The organism is Nocardioides taihuensis (assembly GCF_042657275.1).
GTDB classification, from domain to species: Bacteria; Actinomycetota; Actinomycetes; order Propionibacteriales; family Nocardioidaceae; genus Nocardioides; species Nocardioides taihuensis.
This window is the reverse complement of record NZ_JBHSKD010000004.1, coordinates 438,838-456,374: the sequence shown is the minus strand read 5'-3', so window position 1 is coordinate 456,374 and position 17,537 is coordinate 438,838. Positions and strand designations below refer to the sequence as shown.

Annotated in this window: 19 protein-coding genes; 13 read left to right on the top strand and 6 right to left on the bottom strand. The window is 72.1% G+C overall.

Translation table 11 applies throughout. From position 1 onward, the window contains the following. Nucleotides 1-4: 4 nt before the first annotated feature. Nucleotides 5-571 (bottom strand): HEAT repeat domain-containing protein, encoded by a 567-nt coding sequence (locus ACFPGP_RS05370; protein ID WP_378587871.1) that lies wholly within the window; start codon nucleotides 569-571, stop codon nucleotides 5-7. A 44-nt stretch (nucleotides 572-615) separates the two neighbouring features. On the opposite strand from ACFPGP_RS05370, the gene ACFPGP_RS05365 reads away from it, so the two are divergent. After that, nucleotides 616-2,268: a phospho-sugar mutase gene (locus ACFPGP_RS05365; protein WP_378587868.1), complete on the top strand. Its 1,653-nt coding sequence runs from the start codon at nucleotides 616-618 to the stop codon at nucleotides 2,266-2,268. A gap of 16 nt (nucleotides 2,269-2,284) precedes the next feature. On the opposite strand, the gene ACFPGP_RS05360 is transcribed toward ACFPGP_RS05365, so the two are convergent. Next, complete coding sequence (locus ACFPGP_RS05360; protein WP_378587865.1) at nucleotides 2,285-2,947, bottom strand: AMIN-like domain-containing (lipo)protein; 663 nt, start codon at nucleotides 2,945-2,947, stop codon at nucleotides 2,285-2,287. Nucleotides 2,948-2,989: 42 nt separating this feature from the next. Then, nucleotides 2,990-3,580: a hypothetical protein gene (locus ACFPGP_RS05355; RefSeq protein ID WP_378587863.1), complete on the bottom strand. Its 591-nt coding sequence runs from the start codon at nucleotides 3,578-3,580 to the stop codon at nucleotides 2,990-2,992. 74 nt (nucleotides 3,581-3,654) lie between these two features. On the opposite strand from ACFPGP_RS05355, the gene deoC reads away from it, so the two are divergent. Genes deoC through ACFPGP_RS05330 form a run of 5 tightly spaced genes read left to right on the top strand, consistent with a single transcriptional unit; the run spans nucleotide 3,655 to nucleotide 8,111 of the window. Next, nucleotides 3,655-4,653: a deoxyribose-phosphate aldolase gene (gene deoC, locus ACFPGP_RS05350; RefSeq protein ID WP_465263248.1), complete on the top strand. Its 999-nt coding sequence runs from the start codon at nucleotides 3,655-3,657 to the stop codon at nucleotides 4,651-4,653. Nucleotides 4,654-4,658: 5 nt separating this feature from the next. Further along, nucleotides 4,659-6,101 carry an aldehyde dehydrogenase family protein gene (locus ACFPGP_RS05345; protein ID WP_378587860.1) on the top strand — a complete coding sequence of 481 codons (1,443 nt, stop codon included), beginning with the start codon at nucleotides 4,659-4,661 and terminating at the stop codon, nucleotides 6,099-6,101. Then, the gene (locus ACFPGP_RS05340; RefSeq protein ID WP_378587857.1) at nucleotides 6,098-6,967 is read left to right on the top strand and encodes an aldehyde dehydrogenase family protein; all 870 of its coding nucleotides are present in this window, start codon (nucleotides 6,098-6,100) and stop codon (nucleotides 6,965-6,967) included. The genes ACFPGP_RS05345 and ACFPGP_RS05340 overlap by 4 nt, the downstream gene beginning before the upstream one ends. 6 nt (nucleotides 6,968-6,973) lie before the next feature. Then, nucleotides 6,974-7,588: a uridine kinase family protein gene (locus tag ACFPGP_RS05335; protein WP_378587854.1), complete on the top strand. Its 615-nt coding sequence runs from the start codon at nucleotides 6,974-6,976 to the stop codon at nucleotides 7,586-7,588. Then, the gene (locus ACFPGP_RS05330) at nucleotides 7,581-8,111 is read left to right on the top strand and encodes a hypothetical protein (protein WP_378587851.1); all 531 of its coding nucleotides are present in this window, start codon (nucleotides 7,581-7,583) and stop codon (nucleotides 8,109-8,111) included. The genes ACFPGP_RS05335 and ACFPGP_RS05330 overlap by 8 nt, the downstream gene beginning before the upstream one ends. Here ACFPGP_RS05330 and ACFPGP_RS05325 read toward each other — a convergent pair. Continuing rightward, nucleotides 8,074-9,153: an adenosine deaminase gene (locus ACFPGP_RS05325; protein WP_378587849.1), complete on the bottom strand. Its 1,080-nt coding sequence runs from the start codon at nucleotides 9,151-9,153 to the stop codon at nucleotides 8,074-8,076. The genes ACFPGP_RS05330 and ACFPGP_RS05325 overlap by 38 nt on opposite strands. A gap of 19 nt (nucleotides 9,154-9,172) precedes the next feature. On the opposite strand from ACFPGP_RS05325, the gene ACFPGP_RS05320 reads away from it, so the two are divergent. The 3 genes from ACFPGP_RS05320 (at nucleotide 9,173) to ACFPGP_RS05310 (ending at nucleotide 10,225) form a co-directional block, all read left to right on the top strand. Next, the gene (locus tag ACFPGP_RS05320; protein WP_378587846.1) at nucleotides 9,173-9,625 is read left to right on the top strand and encodes a MaoC family dehydratase; all 453 of its coding nucleotides are present in this window, start codon (nucleotides 9,173-9,175) and stop codon (nucleotides 9,623-9,625) included. Between the two features lie 120 nt (nucleotides 9,626-9,745). After that, entirely contained in the window at nucleotides 9,746-9,901 is a 156-nt protein-coding gene (locus tag ACFPGP_RS05315; protein WP_378587843.1) for a hypothetical protein, read from the top strand. Between the two features lie 42 nt (nucleotides 9,902-9,943). Beyond that, nucleotides 9,944-10,225 (top strand): putative metal-binding motif-containing protein, encoded by a 282-nt coding sequence (locus ACFPGP_RS05310; RefSeq protein ID WP_378587840.1) that lies wholly within the window; start codon nucleotides 9,944-9,946, stop codon nucleotides 10,223-10,225. An 83-nt stretch (nucleotides 10,226-10,308) separates the two neighbouring features. Here ACFPGP_RS05310 and ACFPGP_RS05305 read toward each other — a convergent pair whose 3' ends face one another. Both ACFPGP_RS05305 and ACFPGP_RS05300 read right to left on the bottom strand, forming a co-directional pair. Continuing rightward, complete coding sequence (locus tag ACFPGP_RS05305) at nucleotides 10,309-11,598, bottom strand: thymidine phosphorylase (protein WP_378587837.1); 1,290 nt, start codon at nucleotides 11,596-11,598, stop codon at nucleotides 10,309-10,311. Next, entirely contained in the window at nucleotides 11,595-11,990 is a 396-nt protein-coding gene (locus ACFPGP_RS05300; protein ID WP_378588103.1) for a cytidine deaminase, read from the bottom strand. Before ACFPGP_RS05300 ends, ACFPGP_RS05305 begins: the two co-directional genes overlap by 4 nt. 216 nt (nucleotides 11,991-12,206) lie before the next feature. Here ACFPGP_RS05300 and ACFPGP_RS05295 point away from each other — a divergent pair, with 216 nt between their 5' ends. The 4 genes from ACFPGP_RS05295 (at nucleotide 12,207) to ACFPGP_RS05280 (ending at nucleotide 17,519) form a co-directional block, all read left to right on the top strand. Beyond that, on the top strand, nucleotides 12,207-13,313 hold the full coding sequence (locus ACFPGP_RS05295) for a BMP family lipoprotein (RefSeq protein ID WP_378587834.1): 1,107 nt from the start codon (nucleotides 12,207-12,209) through the stop codon (nucleotides 13,311-13,313). Nucleotides 13,314-13,441: 128 nt separating this feature from the next. Then, nucleotides 13,442-14,956 carry an ABC transporter ATP-binding protein gene (locus tag ACFPGP_RS05290; protein ID WP_378587830.1) on the top strand — a complete coding sequence of 505 codons (1,515 nt, stop codon included), beginning with the start codon at nucleotides 13,442-13,444 and terminating at the stop codon, nucleotides 14,954-14,956. After that, entirely contained in the window at nucleotides 14,953-16,221 is a 1,269-nt protein-coding gene (locus ACFPGP_RS05285; RefSeq protein WP_378587827.1) for an ABC transporter permease, read from the top strand. The genes ACFPGP_RS05290 and ACFPGP_RS05285 overlap by 4 nt, the downstream gene beginning before the upstream one ends. Further along, nucleotides 16,218-17,519 (top strand): ABC transporter permease, encoded by a 1,302-nt coding sequence (locus ACFPGP_RS05280; protein ID WP_378587824.1) that lies wholly within the window; start codon nucleotides 16,218-16,220, stop codon nucleotides 17,517-17,519. The genes ACFPGP_RS05285 and ACFPGP_RS05280 overlap by 4 nt, the downstream gene beginning before the upstream one ends. The last annotated feature ends 18 nt before the right edge of the window (nucleotides 17,520-17,537 follow it).

Sequence of the window (17,537 nt, the reverse complement as noted above, 5' to 3'; positions counted from 1 at the left end):
CGCCTCACGCGAGGTCGAGCCGTGCGGCCAGCGCCTCGCGAGCCTGCGCCGCGTGGCGTCGTACGACGGGGTCGGGGTCGGTGAGCGCGGCCTCGAGGACGGGCACGTGCTCGGTGTCGCCGACGACGGCGAGCGCGCGCAGCGCCTGGGCGCGCACCCGGGGCAGCGCGTGCCCGGCCAGCGCGGCGGCGCCGTCGCCCGCACCCGTGACGTCGTGCCGGGCCGTCACCTTCAGACACATCTCGGCCGGTCGCCAGTGCTCGTCGCCGAGCCCCGCCACGACGGCCGGCCCCGCCGGCTCGTGCCACACGTGCAGCAGCCCGCGGGCGCCCCACGTGCGGACCCAGTGATCGCCCCACGACGCGGGGTCGAGCGCCCGGTCACCGGGTCCGAACGACCGGGCGGCCAGGTAGCGCAGCTCCGGGAGGTGGTCGGCGCGGTCGGCGCCGCCGAGCAGCAGCACGCAGACCGACGCCGTCCCCGGCACGCCGAGGTGGCCGGCGAGCTCGGCCACCAACCGCGCCACCGGGGCGTCGGGGTCACGGGGCGCTGGGAGCTCGGCCGGGTCCACCGACCGATCGTGTCACCCCTCGTGCCAGCCACTAGCCTGCGGCCATGACGACCGACACCTCTGCCCTGCTCGAGCAGGCCCGCGCCTGGGCCGCCGACGACCCCGACGAGGTCACCCGGGCAGAGCTGGACGCGATCATCGCGGACGTCGCCGACGGCGGCGACCCGACCGACCTGGCCGACCGGTTCGCCGGCACGCTCGAGTTCGGGACCGCCGGTCTCCGCGGCGCGCTGGGCGCCGGGCCCAACCGGATGAACCGCGTCGTCGTCACCCGTGCCGCCGCCGGGCTGGCGCGCTACCTGCTCGACCAGGGCGCCGGCCGCGAGGCCTCCGTGGTGATCGGGTACGACGCCCGGCACAACTCCGACGTCTTCGCCCGCGACACCGCCGAGGTGATGACCGGTGCGGGGCTGAAGGCGCTGCTGCTCCCCCGCCCGCTGCCCACCCCGCTGCTCGCCTTCGCCATCCGCGAGCTCGGCTGCGTCGCCGGCGTGATGGTCACCGCCAGCCACAACCCCCCGCAGGACAACGGCTACAAGGTCTACCTCGGTGACGGCAGCCAGATCGTGCCGCCGGCCGATGCCGACATCGCCGCGCGGATCGCGGCCGTCGGTCCGGTCGCCGACGTGCGCCGCGGCCCGGGCGGGAAGGTGCTCACCGAGGACGTCATCGACCGCTACCTCGACACCGTCGCGGACCTCGCCGGCGACGGCCCGCGCGACCTCACGCTCGTCTACACGCCGCTGCACGGCGTGGGCGGCACCTCGGTGCTGCAGGTGCTCGAGACGGCCGGCTTCGACGCGCCGTACGTCGTGCCCCAGCAGGAGGAGCCCGACGCCGACTTTCCGACGGTCGCCTTCCCCAACCCCGAGGAGCCCGGGGCGATGGACCTCGCGATGGCGCTGGCCGCCGACCGCGGGGCCGACCTGGTCGTCGCCAACGACCCCGACGCCGACCGCTGCGCCGCGGCCGTCCCCGGCCCGCACGGCTGGCGGATGCTGCGCGGTGACGAGGTCGGGGCCCTGCTGGCGCACCACCTGCTGCGCACCGGGCGCACCGGCACCTACGCCTGCTCGATCGTCTCCTCGTCCCTGCTCGCCAAGCAGGCGGCGGCGGCCGGCCAGCCGCACGCCGAGACCCTGACCGGCTTCAAGTGGATCGGCCGGGTCGAGGGGCTCGCCTTCGGCTACGAGGAGGCGCTCGGCTACTGCGTCGACCCCGAGCACGTGCGCGACAAGGACGGCGTCTCGGCCCTGCTGCTGCTCTGCGAGCTCGCCGCGCAGGTCAAGGCCGAGGGCCGCACCCTCACCGACGTCCTCGACGACATCGCGACCGAGCACGGCCTCCACGCGACCGACCAGGTCTCCGTGCGGGTCTCCGACCTGTCCGAGATCGGCGCCGCGATGGAGCGGCTGCGTACCTCCCCGCCGTCCAGCCTCGGCGGCCTCGCCGTCGAGCGGGTCGACGACCTCGCCGAGGGCTCCGCTGAGCTGCCGCCGACCGACGGCCTGCGCTACCGCCTCGCGGACGGAGCCCGGGTGATCGTGCGTCCGAGCGGCACCGAGCCCAAGCTCAAGTGCTACCTCGAGGTCGTCGTGCCGGTGCACCCCGACGACGGCGTGGAGGCGGCCCGGATCGCCGCTGCCGGCCGGCTCGACGCGCTCGGTGCCGACATCCGGCTGGCGGCCGGCATCTGAGGGGCTGCCGGACCCCTCAGTCGGCGACGTCGACCACCAGCCGCGGCGGGGCGGTCAGCGTGAACACCCGGAACGGCGTCGGGACGCCGTCGAGCCCGGCCAGCACCTGCGTGTAGCCCTCGAACGTGCCGCCGACGTAGACGTCGTCGACGTCGACGTCGCCGCCGTCCGCGGGCGCGAAGTGCTGCGGACCCTCGTACCCCGCCTCGCCCTCGGCCGGGTAGGTGGTGCCGGAGGCGTAGATGTCCAGCACGGAGTCGCCGCCGAGCCGGACGGTCCTGCCGCTCCCGTCGAGCACGGCCTCGTCGACGTACTTCACCGACCAGCCCGGCACGCCCGTGCCCGCGAACTCCAGCACGATCCGGTCGTAGCCCTCGTGCGAGCCGACGCGGACGTCGGTCAGCACGAGGTCCCAGTCGCCGGAGTTGTCCTGCTCCTGCGCCGCCGTGCCGGCCGGGAACGCCGGACCGTCGGCCGCCTCGCTCGTGGCGGCGCCCGCGGGGCTGTCGGTGCTCGCCCCGTCGGTGGCGGTGGTGGCGGTGGTCTCGTGGGTGCGGTTCGCGTGCCGGGTGCGGTCGCTGCTCGCGGAGCTGTCGGAGGTGTCGTCGCCGCCGCAGCCGGCCAGCACCACGACGGCGACGGCAGCGCCGAGCAGGCGGGCTGTGGCTCGTCGCGTCATCGTCGTCCTCCTCGGCGTGGGGGGACAGCGTACGGCGGGAGGTCAGAGAGTCAGCAGCGCCACGACGACGGCGACGGTCCCGAGTGCCAGGGCCGCGATCTCGGGCCAGGCCCAGCTGCGCTCGACCTGGGCCGCCAGCGCCAGCTGCTCGTCGGAGTAGGGCTTCACGCCCGTGCGGACGCGCGCCTCGTCGACGAGGTGGTGCAGCCGCTCCTCCACGAAGACGGGGTAGGACGTCAGGGCGGTCTGGTTCTTCGCCTTCTGGGTCGGCAGCGACTGGCGCAGCGAGCGGCCGACCGCGGGCGAGACGTAGCGACGGTCGCCGGCGTGGATCGCGACCACCTGCCGCACCGCCACCTTCTCGACCGCGGCGAGCGGGATCCGCGTGGTCGTCACCATGTTGCGCAGCACGACGTGCTGGTCGGTCACCCACAGCCGCGGCCGCAGCATGGACGCCCAGATCAGGGCGGCGGCCAGGGCCGCGATCGCGACGAGCAGGATCGGGAACTGGTCACGGTCGAGCAGCCCGACCACGATCACCGCTCCGGCGAGCACCAGCCCGAGCACGCCGGTGATCCGGCCGCTGGTGGGCCGGAACTGCTCGACCACCTGCTCCGAGGTCTGCTCGCCCACGCCTGCTCCTATGGTCACCGGTTCCCCTCTCCGGGGTTTGGGTCAGCCCCCGCGAGCCACCCTATGCTGGGTCGGTGAGTTCCCCCACCGCTGCACCCGCGGCAGCCGAGGCGACCGCACCCGCGACGGACTTCTCCGACATCACGCGGACCGACGCCTCGCTCCGACGCTTCCTCCACGGCCTCCCCGGCGTCGACCAGGTCGGCGCCGACAAGCGCGCCGCCGGCCTCGGCACCCGCTCGATCAAGACCACCGCCAAGGAGTTCGCCCTCGACCTGGCGATCCGGATGGTCGACCTGACGACCCTCGAGGGCCAGGACACCCCGGGCAAGGTCCGGGCCCTGGCGTCCAAGGCGATGCGCCCCGACCCCGCCGACCCGACCTGCCCGGCCACCGCGGCGGTCTGCGTCTACCCCGACATGGTGCCGGTGGCGAAGGAGACGCTCGGCGACAGCGGCGTGCACGTCGCCGCGGTCGCGACGGCCTTCCCGAGCGGACGCGCCGCCCTCGACATCAAGCTCGCCGACACCCGCGACGCGGTCGAGGCAGGCGCCGACGAGATCGACATGGTGATCGACCGGGGTGCCTTCCTCTCCGGGCGCTACCTCCAGGTCTTCGACGAGATCGTCGCGGTCCGCGAGGCGTGCGTACGCGCCGACGGCAGCTCGGCCCACCTCAAGGTCATCTTCGAGACCGGTGAGCTGCAGACCTACGACAACGTCCGTCGCGCCAGCTGGCTCGCGATGATGGCCGGTGGCCACTTCATCAAGACCTCCACCGGCAAGGTGCAGCCGGCGGCGACCCTGCCGGTCACGCTGGTGATGCTCGAGGCGGTCCGCGACTTCCGCGAGCAGACCGGCCACATGGTCGGCGTCAAGCCCGCCGGCGGCATCCGCACCGCCAAGGACGCGATCAAGTACCTCGTGATGGTCAACGAGGTCGCCGGCCCCGACTGGCTCGATCCCGACTGGTTCCGCTTCGGGGCCTCCACGCTGCTCAACGACCTGCTGATGCAGCGCACCAAGATGCGCACCGGCCGCTACTCCGGCCCCGACTACTTCACCCTGGACTGATCGCGATGGCTGACAACCCCTTCGAGTATGCCCCCGCCCCCGAGTCGCGCAGCATCGTCGACCTCAAGCCGTCCTACGGCCTGTTCATCGACGGTGACTTCGTCGACGGCCACGGCCGGGCCTTCAAGACCATCAGCCCGGCCACCGAGGAGGTCCTCGCCGAGGTCGCCGAGGCCGACCAGGCCGACATCGACGCCGCGGTGAAGGCCGCACGCCGGGCCTACACCCGCGTCTGGTCGAAGATGCCCGGGAGCGAGCGCGCCAAGTACCTCTACCGCATCGCGCGGATCATCCAGGAGCGCGGCCGCGAGCTCGCCGTCCTCGAGTCGCTCGACAACGGCAAGCCGATCAAGGAGTCGCGCGACGTCGACATCCCGACCGTCGCGGCGCACTTCTTCTACTACGCCGGCTGGGCCGACAAGCTCGGGTACGCCGGGTACGGCACCACGCCCGTGGGCGTCGCCGGCCAGGTCATCCCGTGGAACTTCCCGCTGCTCATGCTGGCGTGGAAGATCGCCCCGGCGCTCGCGTGCGGCAACACCGTCGTGCTCAAGCCCGCGGAGACCACGCCGCTGACCGCGCTGCTCTTCGCCGAGATCTGCCAGCAGGCCGACCTGCCGCCGGGCGTGGTCAACATCGTGACCGGCGCCGGCGAGACCGGCCGCGCCCTGGTCGCGCACCCGGACGTCGACAAGGTCGCCTTCACCGGCTCCACCGACGTCGGCCGCGCCATCGCCCGGGCGGTGGCCGGGACTGACAAGTTGGTCACGCTCGAGCTCGGCGGCAAGGCCGCGAACATCGTCTTCGACGACGCGCCGATCGACCAGGCGGTCGAGGGCATCGTCGACGGGATCTTCTTCAACCAGGGCCACGTCTGCTGCGCCGGGTCGCGCCTGCTGGTCCAGGAGAGCATCGCCGAGGAGGTGCTCGAGCGGCTCAAGCGCCGGATGTCGACGCTGCGCATGGGCGACCCGCTCGACAAGAACACCGACGTGGGCGCGATCAACTCCGGCGAGCAGCTCCAGCGGATCCGCGAGCTGGCCGGGGTCGGCGACGCCGAGGGCGCCGAGCGCTGGGAGGTCGCCTGCGACCTGCCGACCAAGGGCTTCTGGTTCCCGCCGACGATCTTCACCGGCGTCTCGCAGGCCCACCGGATCGCCCGCGAGGAGATCTTCGGCCCGGTGCTCTCGGTGCTGACCTTCCGCACCCCCGCCGAGGCGCTCGAGAAGGCCAACAACACGCCGTACGGCCTGTCCGCGGGCGTGTGGACCGACAAGGGCTCGCTGATCCTGCACATGGCCGACCGGCTGCGGGCCGGCGTGGTGTGGGCCAACACGTTCAACAAGTTCGACCCGACCAGCCCCTTCGGCGGCTACAAGGAGTCGGGCTACGGGCGCGAGGGCGGCCGCCACGGCCTCGCGTCCTACCTCAAGGAGGTCGGGGCATGAGCCGCGTGGACGTCCGCAAGACCTACAAGCTCTACATCGGCGGGGCCTTCCCCCGCTCGGAGTCGGGCCACTCCTACGTCGTGAACGACGCGAAGGGAGCCTTCGTGGCCAACGCCTCCCTGGCCTCGCGCAAGGACGCCCGCGACGCCGTGGTCGCCGCGCGCAAGGCCTTCGGCGGCTGGGCCGGCCGTACGGCGTACAACCGGGCGCAGATCCTCTACCGCGTCGCCGAGGTGATGGAGGACCGCCGCCCGCAGTTCGTCGAGGCGGTCCGGCAGTCCGAGGGCCTCGCCGCCGGCAGGGCCGACAAGGTCGTGGACGCCGCGATCGACCGGCTCGTCTGGTACGCCGGGTGGGCGGACAAGATCACCCAGGTCGTCGGCAACGCCAACCCCGTGGCCGGGCCCTACTTCAACCTCTCCACGCCCGAGCCGACCGGCGTCGTCGCGGTGCTCGCCCCGCAGGAGTCGTCGCTGCTCGGGCTCGTGTCGGTGGTCGCACCGGTGATCGTCACCGGCAACACGGCCGTCGTGGTCTCCTCCTACGCGCGGCCGCTGCCCGCGGTCACCTTCAGCGAGGTGCTCGCGACCTCCGACGTGCCCGGCGGCGTGGTCAACCTGCTCACCGGCTCCGCCGCGACGATCGGCCCGTGGCTGGCTGCGCACATGGACGTCAACGCGATCGACCTCACCGGCATCGCCGGCGATGCGGCGCTGGCCACCGACCTCGAGGTCGCGGCGGCGGAGAACCTCAAGCGCGTGCGCCGCGCCCCGGCCGCCGAGCCCGACTGGGCCGTCGAGCCGGGCATCGACCGGATGACCGACGTCCTCGAGACCAAGACGGTCTGGCACCCGATCGGGGTCTGAGCGCCGGTGCGTGCCCGGGTGATCGTCCTCGCCGGCCCCTCCGGGGCCGGCAAGTCCCACCTCGCCGAGCGGCTCGGCGTGCCCGTGCTGCGGCTCGACGACTACTACAAGGACGGCGACGACCCGACCCTGCCGGTGATCACCGACGGCGCGAACGCCGGGCTGGTCGACTGGGACCACCCCGACTCGTGGCTGCACGACGACGCCGTCGCCGCACTCGAGACGCTGTGCCGCGAGGGACGGGCGGAGGTTCCGATCTACGAGATCGCCCGCGACGGGCGCTGCGGCAGCCGGCCGCTCGAGCTCGGGGCGCACGCCGTCTTCGTGGCCGAGGGGATCTTCGCCCAGGAGGTGGTGCCGGCCTGCGCGCGCCTCGGCCTGCTGTCGGCGGCCTACTGCGTGCGGCAGCACCCGGTCGTCACCGCCTGGCGCCGGCTCACCCGTGACCTGCGCGAGCGCCGCAAGCCGCCGCTGGTGCTGGTGCGCCGCGGGTGGGCGCTGTTGCGCGACCAGGCGCGGGTCGTCGAGCACGCGGTCGCCCTCGGCTGCCGCGCAGTCACGCCCGAGGAGGCCTGGCGCGAGCTCCGGCACCTCCGCCAGCCGGCGACCGCCGATGGCTGACCTGCCGGTCTTCGCGCAGCCCGACCGGCGGACGTGCGGGCCGTCGTCGCTCGTCGTCGCGCGGGCGCTGCACGAGCCGTCGTACGCCGTGCGGGTGGGGGCGGCCGCCGGCTTCCGGGCCGAGGTGCTCGCGCTGCACCGGCGCGTGACCGGCTGGACCGACCGCACCGGCCGCCTGCAGCTGCCCTGGCCGCGGGCGCTCGGCACCGCACCGTGGGCCGCGGCCCGCGATCTCGCCGCGACCGTGGGCACGCCGTACCGGACCGGGCGCGTGACGGCCGACACCCTCACCGCGGCGACACCCGAGGCCCCGGTGGCGCTCTACGTCGGCAACCGCTGGTCACCGCGCCACGTCGTGCTGGTGACGGAGTGCCGCGAGGGCACCCTGCGCGTCTACGAGCCGTCGTCGGGCCGCTGGGTCGACCTCCCGCTCGCCGCCCTCCTCGGCCGCCGCTTCCGGCTCGCTGGGTGGGACCGCCCGTGGTTCAGCGTGGCGCCGCGAGCGCGGCGTACGCCGGCTTGATCACGCCGTTGATGATGTCGAGCCGCTCGTCGAAGGGCAGGAAGGCCGACTTCATCGCGTTGATCGTGAACCAGCGCAGGTCGGCGAGGTCGTAGCCGAACGCGTCGACCAGCGACGACATCTCGTGGGTCATCGAGGTGCCACTCATCAGGCGGTTGTCGGTGTTGACCGTGACCCGGAACTGCAGCCGGGTGAGCAGGCCGATCGGGTGCTCGGCGATCGAGGTCGCCGCACCGGTCTGGATGTTGGACGACGGGCACATCTCCAGCGGGATCCGCGCGTCGCGCACGTAGGCGGCCAGGCGGCCGAGCCGGGCGTGGCCGTCGGCGCCGACCTCGATGTCGTCGACGATGCGGACGCCGTGGCCGAGCCGGTCGGCGCCGCACCACTGGATCGCCTGCCAGATCGACGGCAGGCCGAACCCCTCGCCGGCGTGGATGGTGAAGTGGGCGTTCTCGCGCTGCAGGTACTCGAAGGCGTCGAGGTGGCGGGTGGGCGGGTAGCCGGCCTCCGCGCCGGCGATGTCGAAGCCCGCGACGCCGCGGTCGCGCCAGGCGATCGCGAGCTCGGCGATCTCGCGCGAGCGCGCGCCCTGCCGCATCGCGGTCAGCAGCTGCCGGACGACGATCCGGCCGCCGGCCGCTTCCTGGCCCTGGTCGAAGCCGGCCTGCACGGCCGCCACCGTCTGGTCGAGGCTGAGCCCCTCGGCCAGGTGCTGCTCGGGGGCCCAGCGCACCTCGGCGTACACGACCCCGTCGGCGGCGAGGTCCTCGACGCACTCGCGCGCCACGCGCGCGAGCGCCTCGGAGGTCTGCATCACCGCGACGGTGTGGTCGAAGGTCTCGAGGTAGCGCTCGAGCGACCCCGAGTCCGCCGCGTCGCGGAACCACCGGCCCAGCCCCTCGGCGTCCTGCGCCGGCAGGTCGTGGCCGATCTCGTGAGCGAGCTCGAGCACGGTGGCAGGACGCAGCCCCCCGTCGAGGTGGTCGTGGAGCAGGACCTTGGGTGCGCGCAGCACCTCGTCGCGGGTGGGGGTGGTCACCCCCCTATCCTTCCATCCCATGCGCACCTTCACGACGCTCGACGAGGTCGCCTCCGCGGTCGGCGAGGAGCTCGGCACCTCCGACTGGGTCACGATCGACCAGGCGCGGGTCGACCGGTTCGCCGACGCGACCGGCGACCACCAGTGGATCCACGTCGACGTCGAGCGGGCGAAGCACGGCCCCTTCGGCGGCACCATCGCCCACGGCTACCTGACCCTCTCGCTCGTCCCGTGGCTCGGCAGCCAGGTGTTCAGCCTCGAGACCCCCGGCGCCAAGCTCAACTACGGCGTGAACAAGGTCCGCTTCCCCCACCCGGTCCCCGTCGGCTCCCGCATCCGGGCCACCGTCGCGGTCGCCGACGTCACCGACCTCCCCGCCGGCAAGCAGCTCACCCTGACGTACGTGATCGAGATCGAGGGCGTCGACAAGCCCGCCTGCGTCGCCGAGACCGTCGTACTCCTGCTGTCGTAGCCGACCTCTCCCGCCGAGGTGGGAGAAATGGCGACCCGAGGTGGCAGAAATGGCGGTCAAGGTCTGGGCCGGCACCCACTTTCCGCTGCTGCGCCCGCACCTAGTGCCTACCGTGGCCCGATGTTGACCCGACTGCTCGCAGGCACCGGGCGACGACTGCCCACGTTCGCCCTCGCCGGACTCGTGCTCGCGCCCGCGCTCGCGTCATCGGCCGGGGCGGCGCGCTTGATCACGGGCAAGGACATCAAGGACGACACGTCACGACCGCTGACGTGAAGGACCACTCGCTCAAGCTGAGGGACTTCTCCGACACCGCGCGTGCCGGCCGGCAGGGCGCGCCGGGGGCATCGTTCGTCGGGTCTGACTGCGTGGTACCCGGAAGCGGCTCCGGGACCGGGCCGGGCACCGTCGAGATGCACGTGGCCGACAACGGCGACATCACTCTCACCTGCTTCGTCGAAGTCCTGGGCGCCGACACCGACGGCGACGGCTTTCACACCCAACGGCGGGGACTGCAACGACGCCGACCCAGCGACGTACCCAGGTGCGCCCGAGCTGCCCGACGGCATCGATCAGGACTGTGACGGTATCGACGGCTGACGGCTGTCACCCGATCGCCATTTCTCCCACCTCGCGTCGCCATTTCTCCCACCTCGCGTCGCCATTTCTCCCACCTCGGCGGGTCAGGCGATCCGGTCGATCACCAGGGGGTCCGGGGTGTACGACGTGCCGGGCGGGGCGATGTCGTAGCCGCCGTCGAGCGAGGCGAGGGCGCGGTCGAAGCGGTCGGCGTCGTCGGTGAGGAGCGTGAACAACGGCGCTCTCGCGGTGACGGCGTCGCCGGGGCGGGCGTGCCAGACGACGCCGGCGCCCGCCTGCACGGGGTCCTCCTTGCGGGCCCGGCCCGCGCCGAGGCGCCAGGCAGCCAGCCCGACGGCCATGGCGTCGAGCCGGGTGAGCACGCCGTCGGACGGTGCGGTGACGACGTGCTGCTCGCGGGCCGTCGGCAGCGGGGCGTCGGGGTCGCCGCCCTGGGCGCGGACCATCGCCTGCCACGCGTCCATGGCCGAGCCGTCGGCGAGCCGGTCTGCCGGGTCGACGTCCTCGCGCCCGGCGCCGGCGAGCATCTCGCGAGCGAGGGCGAGGGTGAGCTCGACGACGTCGGCAGGGCCGCCACCGGCCAGCACCTCGACCGACTCCGCGACCTCGATGGCGTTCCCGGCGGTGCGGCCGAGCGGCGTCGACATGTCGGTGAGCAGCGCGACCGTGTGCACACCGGCGTCGGTGCCGAGGCCGACCATGGTCCCGGCCAGCTCGCGGGCCCGGTCGAGGTCCTTCATGAAGGCTCCCGTGCCGACCTTGACGTCGAGCACCAGCGCGCCGGTGCCCTCGGCGATCTTCTTGCTCATGATCGACGACGCGATCAGCGGGATGGCCTCGACGGTGCCGGTGACGTCACGCAGCGCGTACAGCTTCTTGTCGGCGGGCGCGAGGCCGTCACCCGCCGCGCAGATCACGGCGCCGACCGACTCGAGCTGCGCGAGCATCTCGTCGTTCGACAGCGCCGCCCGCCAGCCCGGGATCGACTCGAGCTTGTCGAGCGTGCCACCCGTGTGGCCGAGGCCCCGCCCCGACAGCTGCGGCACCGCGACGCCGCAGGCGGCCACCAGCGGGGCCAGGGGCAGGGTGATCTTGTCGCCGACGCCCCCGGTCGAGTGCTTGTCGGCGGTCGGCCGCGAGAGCGAGGAGAAGTCCATCCGCTCCCCCGACGCGATCATCGCGGCGGTCCACCGCGAGATCTCGTGCCGGTCCATACCGTTGAGCAGCACCGCCATCGCCAGTGCCGACATCTGCTCGTCGGCGACGGCGCCGCGCGTGTAGGCGTCGACGACCCAGTCGATCTGGCTGTCGGTCAGTGCCGCGCCGTCGCGCTTGGCGATGATCACCTCGACGGCGTCGTGGGCCTCGCTCACCGCACCCCCAGGTCGTCGGGCCCGAACGCGTCGGGCAGCACCTGGTCCATGCTCCTGACGCCGTGCGGGGTCATCAGGGAGAGCTCGCGGCCGCCGTGCTCGACCAGCAGCTGCCGGCAGCGGCCGCACGGCATGATCAGCTCCTGCGCGCCGTTCACGCACACGAAGTGGGTCAGCCGTCCCCCGCCGCCCTCGATGAGCGACGAGACCAGTCCGCACTCCGCGCACAGCGTCACGCCGTACGCCGCGTTCTCGACGTTGCATCCCACGACCACCCGGCCGTCGTCCACCCGCGCCGCGGCGCCCACGGGGTAGTGGGAGTAGGGCGCGTACGCGCGCCTCATCGCCGCGACAGCGGCTTCCGTGAGCCCTGCCCAGTCGTCCGGGGCCAGTCGATCCACCGGCGTGCCTCCTCCGTGTCGGGGCCAGCCTCGCGCACGAGCACGCGCTTCGGCCACCCGACCCCTTGGCAACCCCCGACAACATCGCAACTCGATAACCATCGGAAGTCACCCCTGCAGCAGGATCACAGCGGCCCTGTCCAGCATGTACGGTGCCGAGCGACGCCCTCGAAGTACGTGGGGCGCGAATGGACCTGGAGGACAATTGTGATCAAGTTGAGGAAGGCCGTCGTCGGAGCCGTCGGCCTGCTCGTGGCGTCCACGGCGCTGGTCGCCTGTGGTGACGCACCGGAGGACTCCGGCAGCGACTCGGGCAGCCAAGCCAGCGACTTCCTCCCGTGCATCGTGTCCGACGCGGGTGGTTTCGACGACAAGTCGTTCAACCAGCTCAGCTACGAGGGCCTGAAGAAGGCCGCCGACGAGCTCGGCAGCGACTTCAAGGCCGTCGAGTCGAACAGCGAGAACGACTACGCGCCGAACCTCGAGAGCCTCGTGTCCGAGGGCTGCGACACCCTGGTGACGGTCGGCTTCGCGCTGGCCGCCGCGACCAAGGAGTCCGCCGCCGCGAACCCTGACCTCGAGTACGTCCTGATCGACGACGCTGCCGACGGTGGCGACGACGGCCAGACCTTCGACGGCAAGGCGGACCAGCCGAACATCAAGCCGCTGCTCTACGACACCGCGCAGGCCGCGTTCCTCGCGGGCTACGCCGCGGCTGACTACTCCAAGACCGGCGTCGTCGGCACCTACGGCGGCCAGCCGTACCCGACGGTGACGATCTTCATGGACGGCTTCCTGCAGGGCGTCGAGTACTACAACCAGGAGAAGGGCGCCGACGTCAAGGTCGTCGGCTGGGACGGCAAGAACGGCTCCTTCACCGGTGGCTTCGAGGCCAACCAGGCGGCGACCAACACCGCCGCGCAGCTGCTCGACCAGGACGTCGACGTGATCATGCCGGTGGGTGGCCCGATCTACCAGGGCGCGCTGACCGCGATCGCCGACTCCGGCAAGGACGTCGCGATGATCGGCGTGGACGCCGACGTCTTCAACACCGACCCGAACACCCAGGACGTCATCCTGACCTCGGTGATGAAGGGCATGGACGTCTCGACCTACGAGGCGATCATGCAGGCCGGCGAGGGCGACCTGGACATGACGCCGTACATCGGCACCCTCGAGAACGAGGGCGTCGGCCTGGCGCCGTTCCACAACTTCGAGAGCAAGGTCTCCCCCGACCTGCAGGGCGAGCTCGACACGGTGAAGGCCGGCATCATCGACGGCTCGATCCCGGTCAAGTCCTACCTCAACCAGTAGTTCCAGCACCTCGACCAGAGGGGGAGGCCGCGGTTGCGGTCTCCCCCTCTGGTCGTCCCGGGCCGGGCCCGCTGGAGCCTCTCCAGCCCTGGCCCCCCCACCCCGCAGCCGTCCCCTAGGATCCCCCCATGCAGCTCGCTCTGAGGCACATCACCAAGCGCTTCGGCTCGCTGGTCGCCAACGACGACATCTCCCTGACCGTCGAGCCCGGCGAGATCCACTGCCTGCTCGGTGAGAACGGCGCCGGCAAGTCGACGCTGATGAACGTCCTCTACGGCCTCTACGGCGCCGACGAGGGCGAGATCGTGCTCGACGGCGAGGTCCAGTCGTTCTCGGGCCCGGGCGACGCCATCGCGGCCGGCATCGGCATGGTGCACCAGCACTTCATGCTCATCCCGGTGTTCTCCGTCTCCGAGAACGTCATGCTCGGCCACGAGGCCACCGGCTTCGCGGGCTCCCTCGACCTCGACGCCGCCCGCACCCGGGTCCGTGAGATCTCCGACCGGTTCGGCTTCCACGTCAACCCCGACGCGATCGTCGAGGACCTCCCGGTCGGCGTTCAGCAGCGGGTCGAGATCATCAAGGCGCTTTCCCGGGACGCCGAGGTGCTGGTCTTCGACGAACCCACGGCGGTGCTGACGCCCCAGGAGACCGACGAGCTGATGGAGATCATGCGCCAGCTCCGTGCCTCCGGGAAGGCGATCGTCTTCATCACCCACAAGCTCCGCGAGGTCCGCGAGGTCGCCGACCGGATCACGGTGATCCGGCTCGGCAAGGTCGTCGGCGAGGCGAGCCCGACCGCCAGCAATGCCGAGCTGGCCTCGCTCATGGTCGGGCGCCCGGTCGAGCTCACCGTGCACAAGGAGCCCCCGACGCTGGGTGCAGACGCCCTGGTGGTCTCGGGGCTCACCGTGGCTGACGCGAACGGCCTCGTGCACGTCAACGACATCAGCTTCACGATCCGTGCCGGGGAGGTGCTGGCGGTCGCCGGCGTCCAGGGCAACGGCCAGACCGAGCTCACCGAAGCGCTGCTGGGCCTGCAGGAGCACGTGATCGGCTCGATCACGCTCGACGGCAAGGAGCTGGTCGGCCGCTCGGTGCGTCAGATCCTCGACGTGGGCGTCGGGTTCATCCCCGAGGACCGCCAGGCCGACGGGCTCGTCGGTGAGTTCACGATCGCCGAGAACCTGATGCTCGACCGGTCGTTCGGGGCGCCGTTCGTCAGGGCGGCGGCGGTGCAGCGCGCCGAGCTCGAGGCCTTCGCCGAGCGCACGCTGAGCGAGTACGACATCCGTGCACCCGGCATCTCCACCCAGGCGGACATGCTGTCGGGAGGCAACCAGCAGAAGCTCGTGGTCGCCCGCGAGCTCTCCCGCGACCTGCGCCTGCTCGTCGCGGCCCAGCCCACCCGCGGCGTCGACGTCGGGTCGATCGAGTTCATCCACCAGCAGATCGTCGCCACCCGCGACTCCGGCGTACCGGTGCTGGTGGTCTCCACCGAGCTCGACGAGGTGACCGCCCTGGCCGACCGGATCATGGTCGTCTACCGCGGCCAGGTCGTCGGCATCGTGCCCGCCGACACGCCCCGCGAGGTGCTGGGTCTGATGATGACCGGAGAACGACCGGCAGGAGAGGTGGCATGAGCCGCGCCGACGAGCAGTCCGAGCAGCCCGGGCAGTCCGAGCAGCCGGCCCCGACTCCCGACGACGACGCCGCCGGGCAGGAGCAGCCCGAGGTCGAGCCCGACAACCGGTGGCGCGAGGCGCTGATCTCCATCACCACCGGTGACGCCATGGTGGCCGTGCTCTCGGTGCTGCTGGCGGTGCTGGTCGGGTCGTTGATGATCCTGCTGACCGACGAGAACGTGCGCGACTCGATCGGCTACATCACCGCCCGCCCGTCCGACTTCTTCAACGCCTCCTACGACGCCATCTCGGGCGCCTACAGCGCGTTGTTCCGCGGGTCGATCTACAACACCCGCGCCACGGACCTCGAGACCGGCATCCGGCCGCTCACCGAGACGCTGAAGTTCGCCGGCCCCCTGATCGCCGCCGGACTCGGCGTCGGCCTCGCCTTCCGGGCCGGACTGTTCAACATCGGTGGCCGCGGCCAGATGCTGCTGGCGGGCGCCGCTGCCGGGTGGATCGCCATCAACGTGGACGCGCCGATCTGGGTGCACCTCCCCCTGGCCATCGTGGTCGGCGTCGTCGTGGGGGCCCTGTGGGCCGGACTCGCCGGTCTGCTCAAGGCGCGCACCGGGGCCCACGAGGTGATCGTGACGATCATGCTCAACTACGTCGCGTTCTACCTCGTCTTCTACGCCCTCTCGCAGCAGAGCCTGCTCCAGGCGCCGAACTCGGTGAACCCCAAGTCGCTGCCGATGGACTCCTCGGCGATCATGCCGAAGATCCTCGGCGACACCTACAACCTCCACCTGGGCTTCCTGCTGGCGCTCGTCGCCGTCTTCGTCGTCTGGTGGATCCTCGAGCGTTCGTCGCTGGGCTACCGGTTCCGTGCCGTCGGCATCAACCCGAGCGCCGCCCGCACGGGTGGCATCGACGTCGGCCGGACGTACGTGACCGTGATGCTGATCTCCGGAGCCCTCATCGGTCTCGCGGGCACCAACCAGGTCCTGGGCACCGTCCCCAGCGGCGTCACGGTCGACCTCGACGCCGGTATCGGCTTCGACGCGATCACGGTCGCGCTGCTGGGTCGCTCCCGCCCGTTCGGGATCCTCGCCGCCGGCCTGCTGTTCGGCGCGTTCAAGGCGGGCGGCTTCTCGATGCAGGTCTCCCAGGGCATCCCCGTCGACATCGTGCTGGTCATCCAGTCGCTGATCGTGCTGTTCATCGCCGCTCCCCCGTTGGTGCGGGCGATCTTCCGGATGCCCCAGAAGGAGGCGAAGTGAGCGAGCACACCCCTCCGGTGCAGACCGACAGGGCCGGCACCACCGTGACCGACGAGCCGGCCGTGATCGTGGTCGTGAGCCGCAAGACGCCGGTGATGTTCGGCCTGCTCACGCTCGCCCTCGCCGCCGTCGCCTGGTTCGTCCCACAGCCGGGCGAGACCACCTTCCGGCTCTCGACCGCCAACGACCTGTTCCAGATCCCCGACGTCACCGTCTCCTCGCAGGGGACGGCCTGGCTGATGGTGGCCCTGCTGGCGGTCTGCACGGCAGAGTCGGCCCGCCGCTACCACGCGCGCAAGCGCACGCCGCTGTGGCTGGTGGCGCTGTTCTCCCTGTTGATGATGATCGGCTTCCTCTCCTGGGCGGCGTCCGGTGGCACCGTGCCGGTGATCGGCCTGCTGGCGGGCTCGCTCGCCCTGGCGGTGCCCCTCGTCTTCGGGGCGCTCGGCGGCGTGCTCGGGGAGCGCTCCGGCGTGGTCAACATCGCCATCGACGGTCAGCTGCTGGCCGGCGCTTTCGCCGCCGCGCTCGTGGGCTCCGTGACGGGGTCGGCGTGGGCAGGCGTGGCCGGCGCGGCGGTGGCCGGGTTGCTCGTGGCCTCGATCCTGGCGCTGTTCGCGATCAACTACTACGTCGACCAGGTGATCGTCGGCGTGGTGCTCAACGTGCTGGTCATCGGCGTCACCAGCTTCATGTTCTCCCAGGTGCTGGCGCCCAACACCGCCTCGCTCAACACCCCGCCGCGGCTCAGCGCCGTGGCGATCCCGCTGCTGTCCGACATCCCGGTCATCGGCCCGATCCTCTTCCGCCAGTCGCCGATCGTCTACCTGCTCTACGTCGCCGTCGCGGCGGTGACCTGGTCGCTCTACCGCACCCGTTGGGGCTTGCGCGTGCGGTCGGTCGGCGAGCACCCGATGGCGGCCGACACGGTCGGAATCAACGTCAACCGCACCCGGTGGCGGACGGTCCTGCTGGCCGGCGCCATCGCGGGCGGCGGCGGCGCCTTCTACACCCTCGTCTCCGTGCAGGCGTTCAACCGCGAGATGACCGGCGGTGCCGGCTACATCGCCCTGGCTGCGGTGATCTTCGGCAAGTGGGACCCGATCCGGGCGACGCTGGCGGCGCTGCTCTTCGGCTTCGCGTCCAACCTGCAGGGCGTGCTGTCGGTGCTGGGCTCCCCCGTGCCGAGCCAGCTCATGCTGATGCTGCCCTACGTCGTGACGATCTTCGCCGTGGCCGGCCTCGTCGGCCGCTCGCGCCCGCCCGCGGCAGACGGCATCCCGTACCGGAAGGGCTAGCCCGGCCCGGCCGACGGA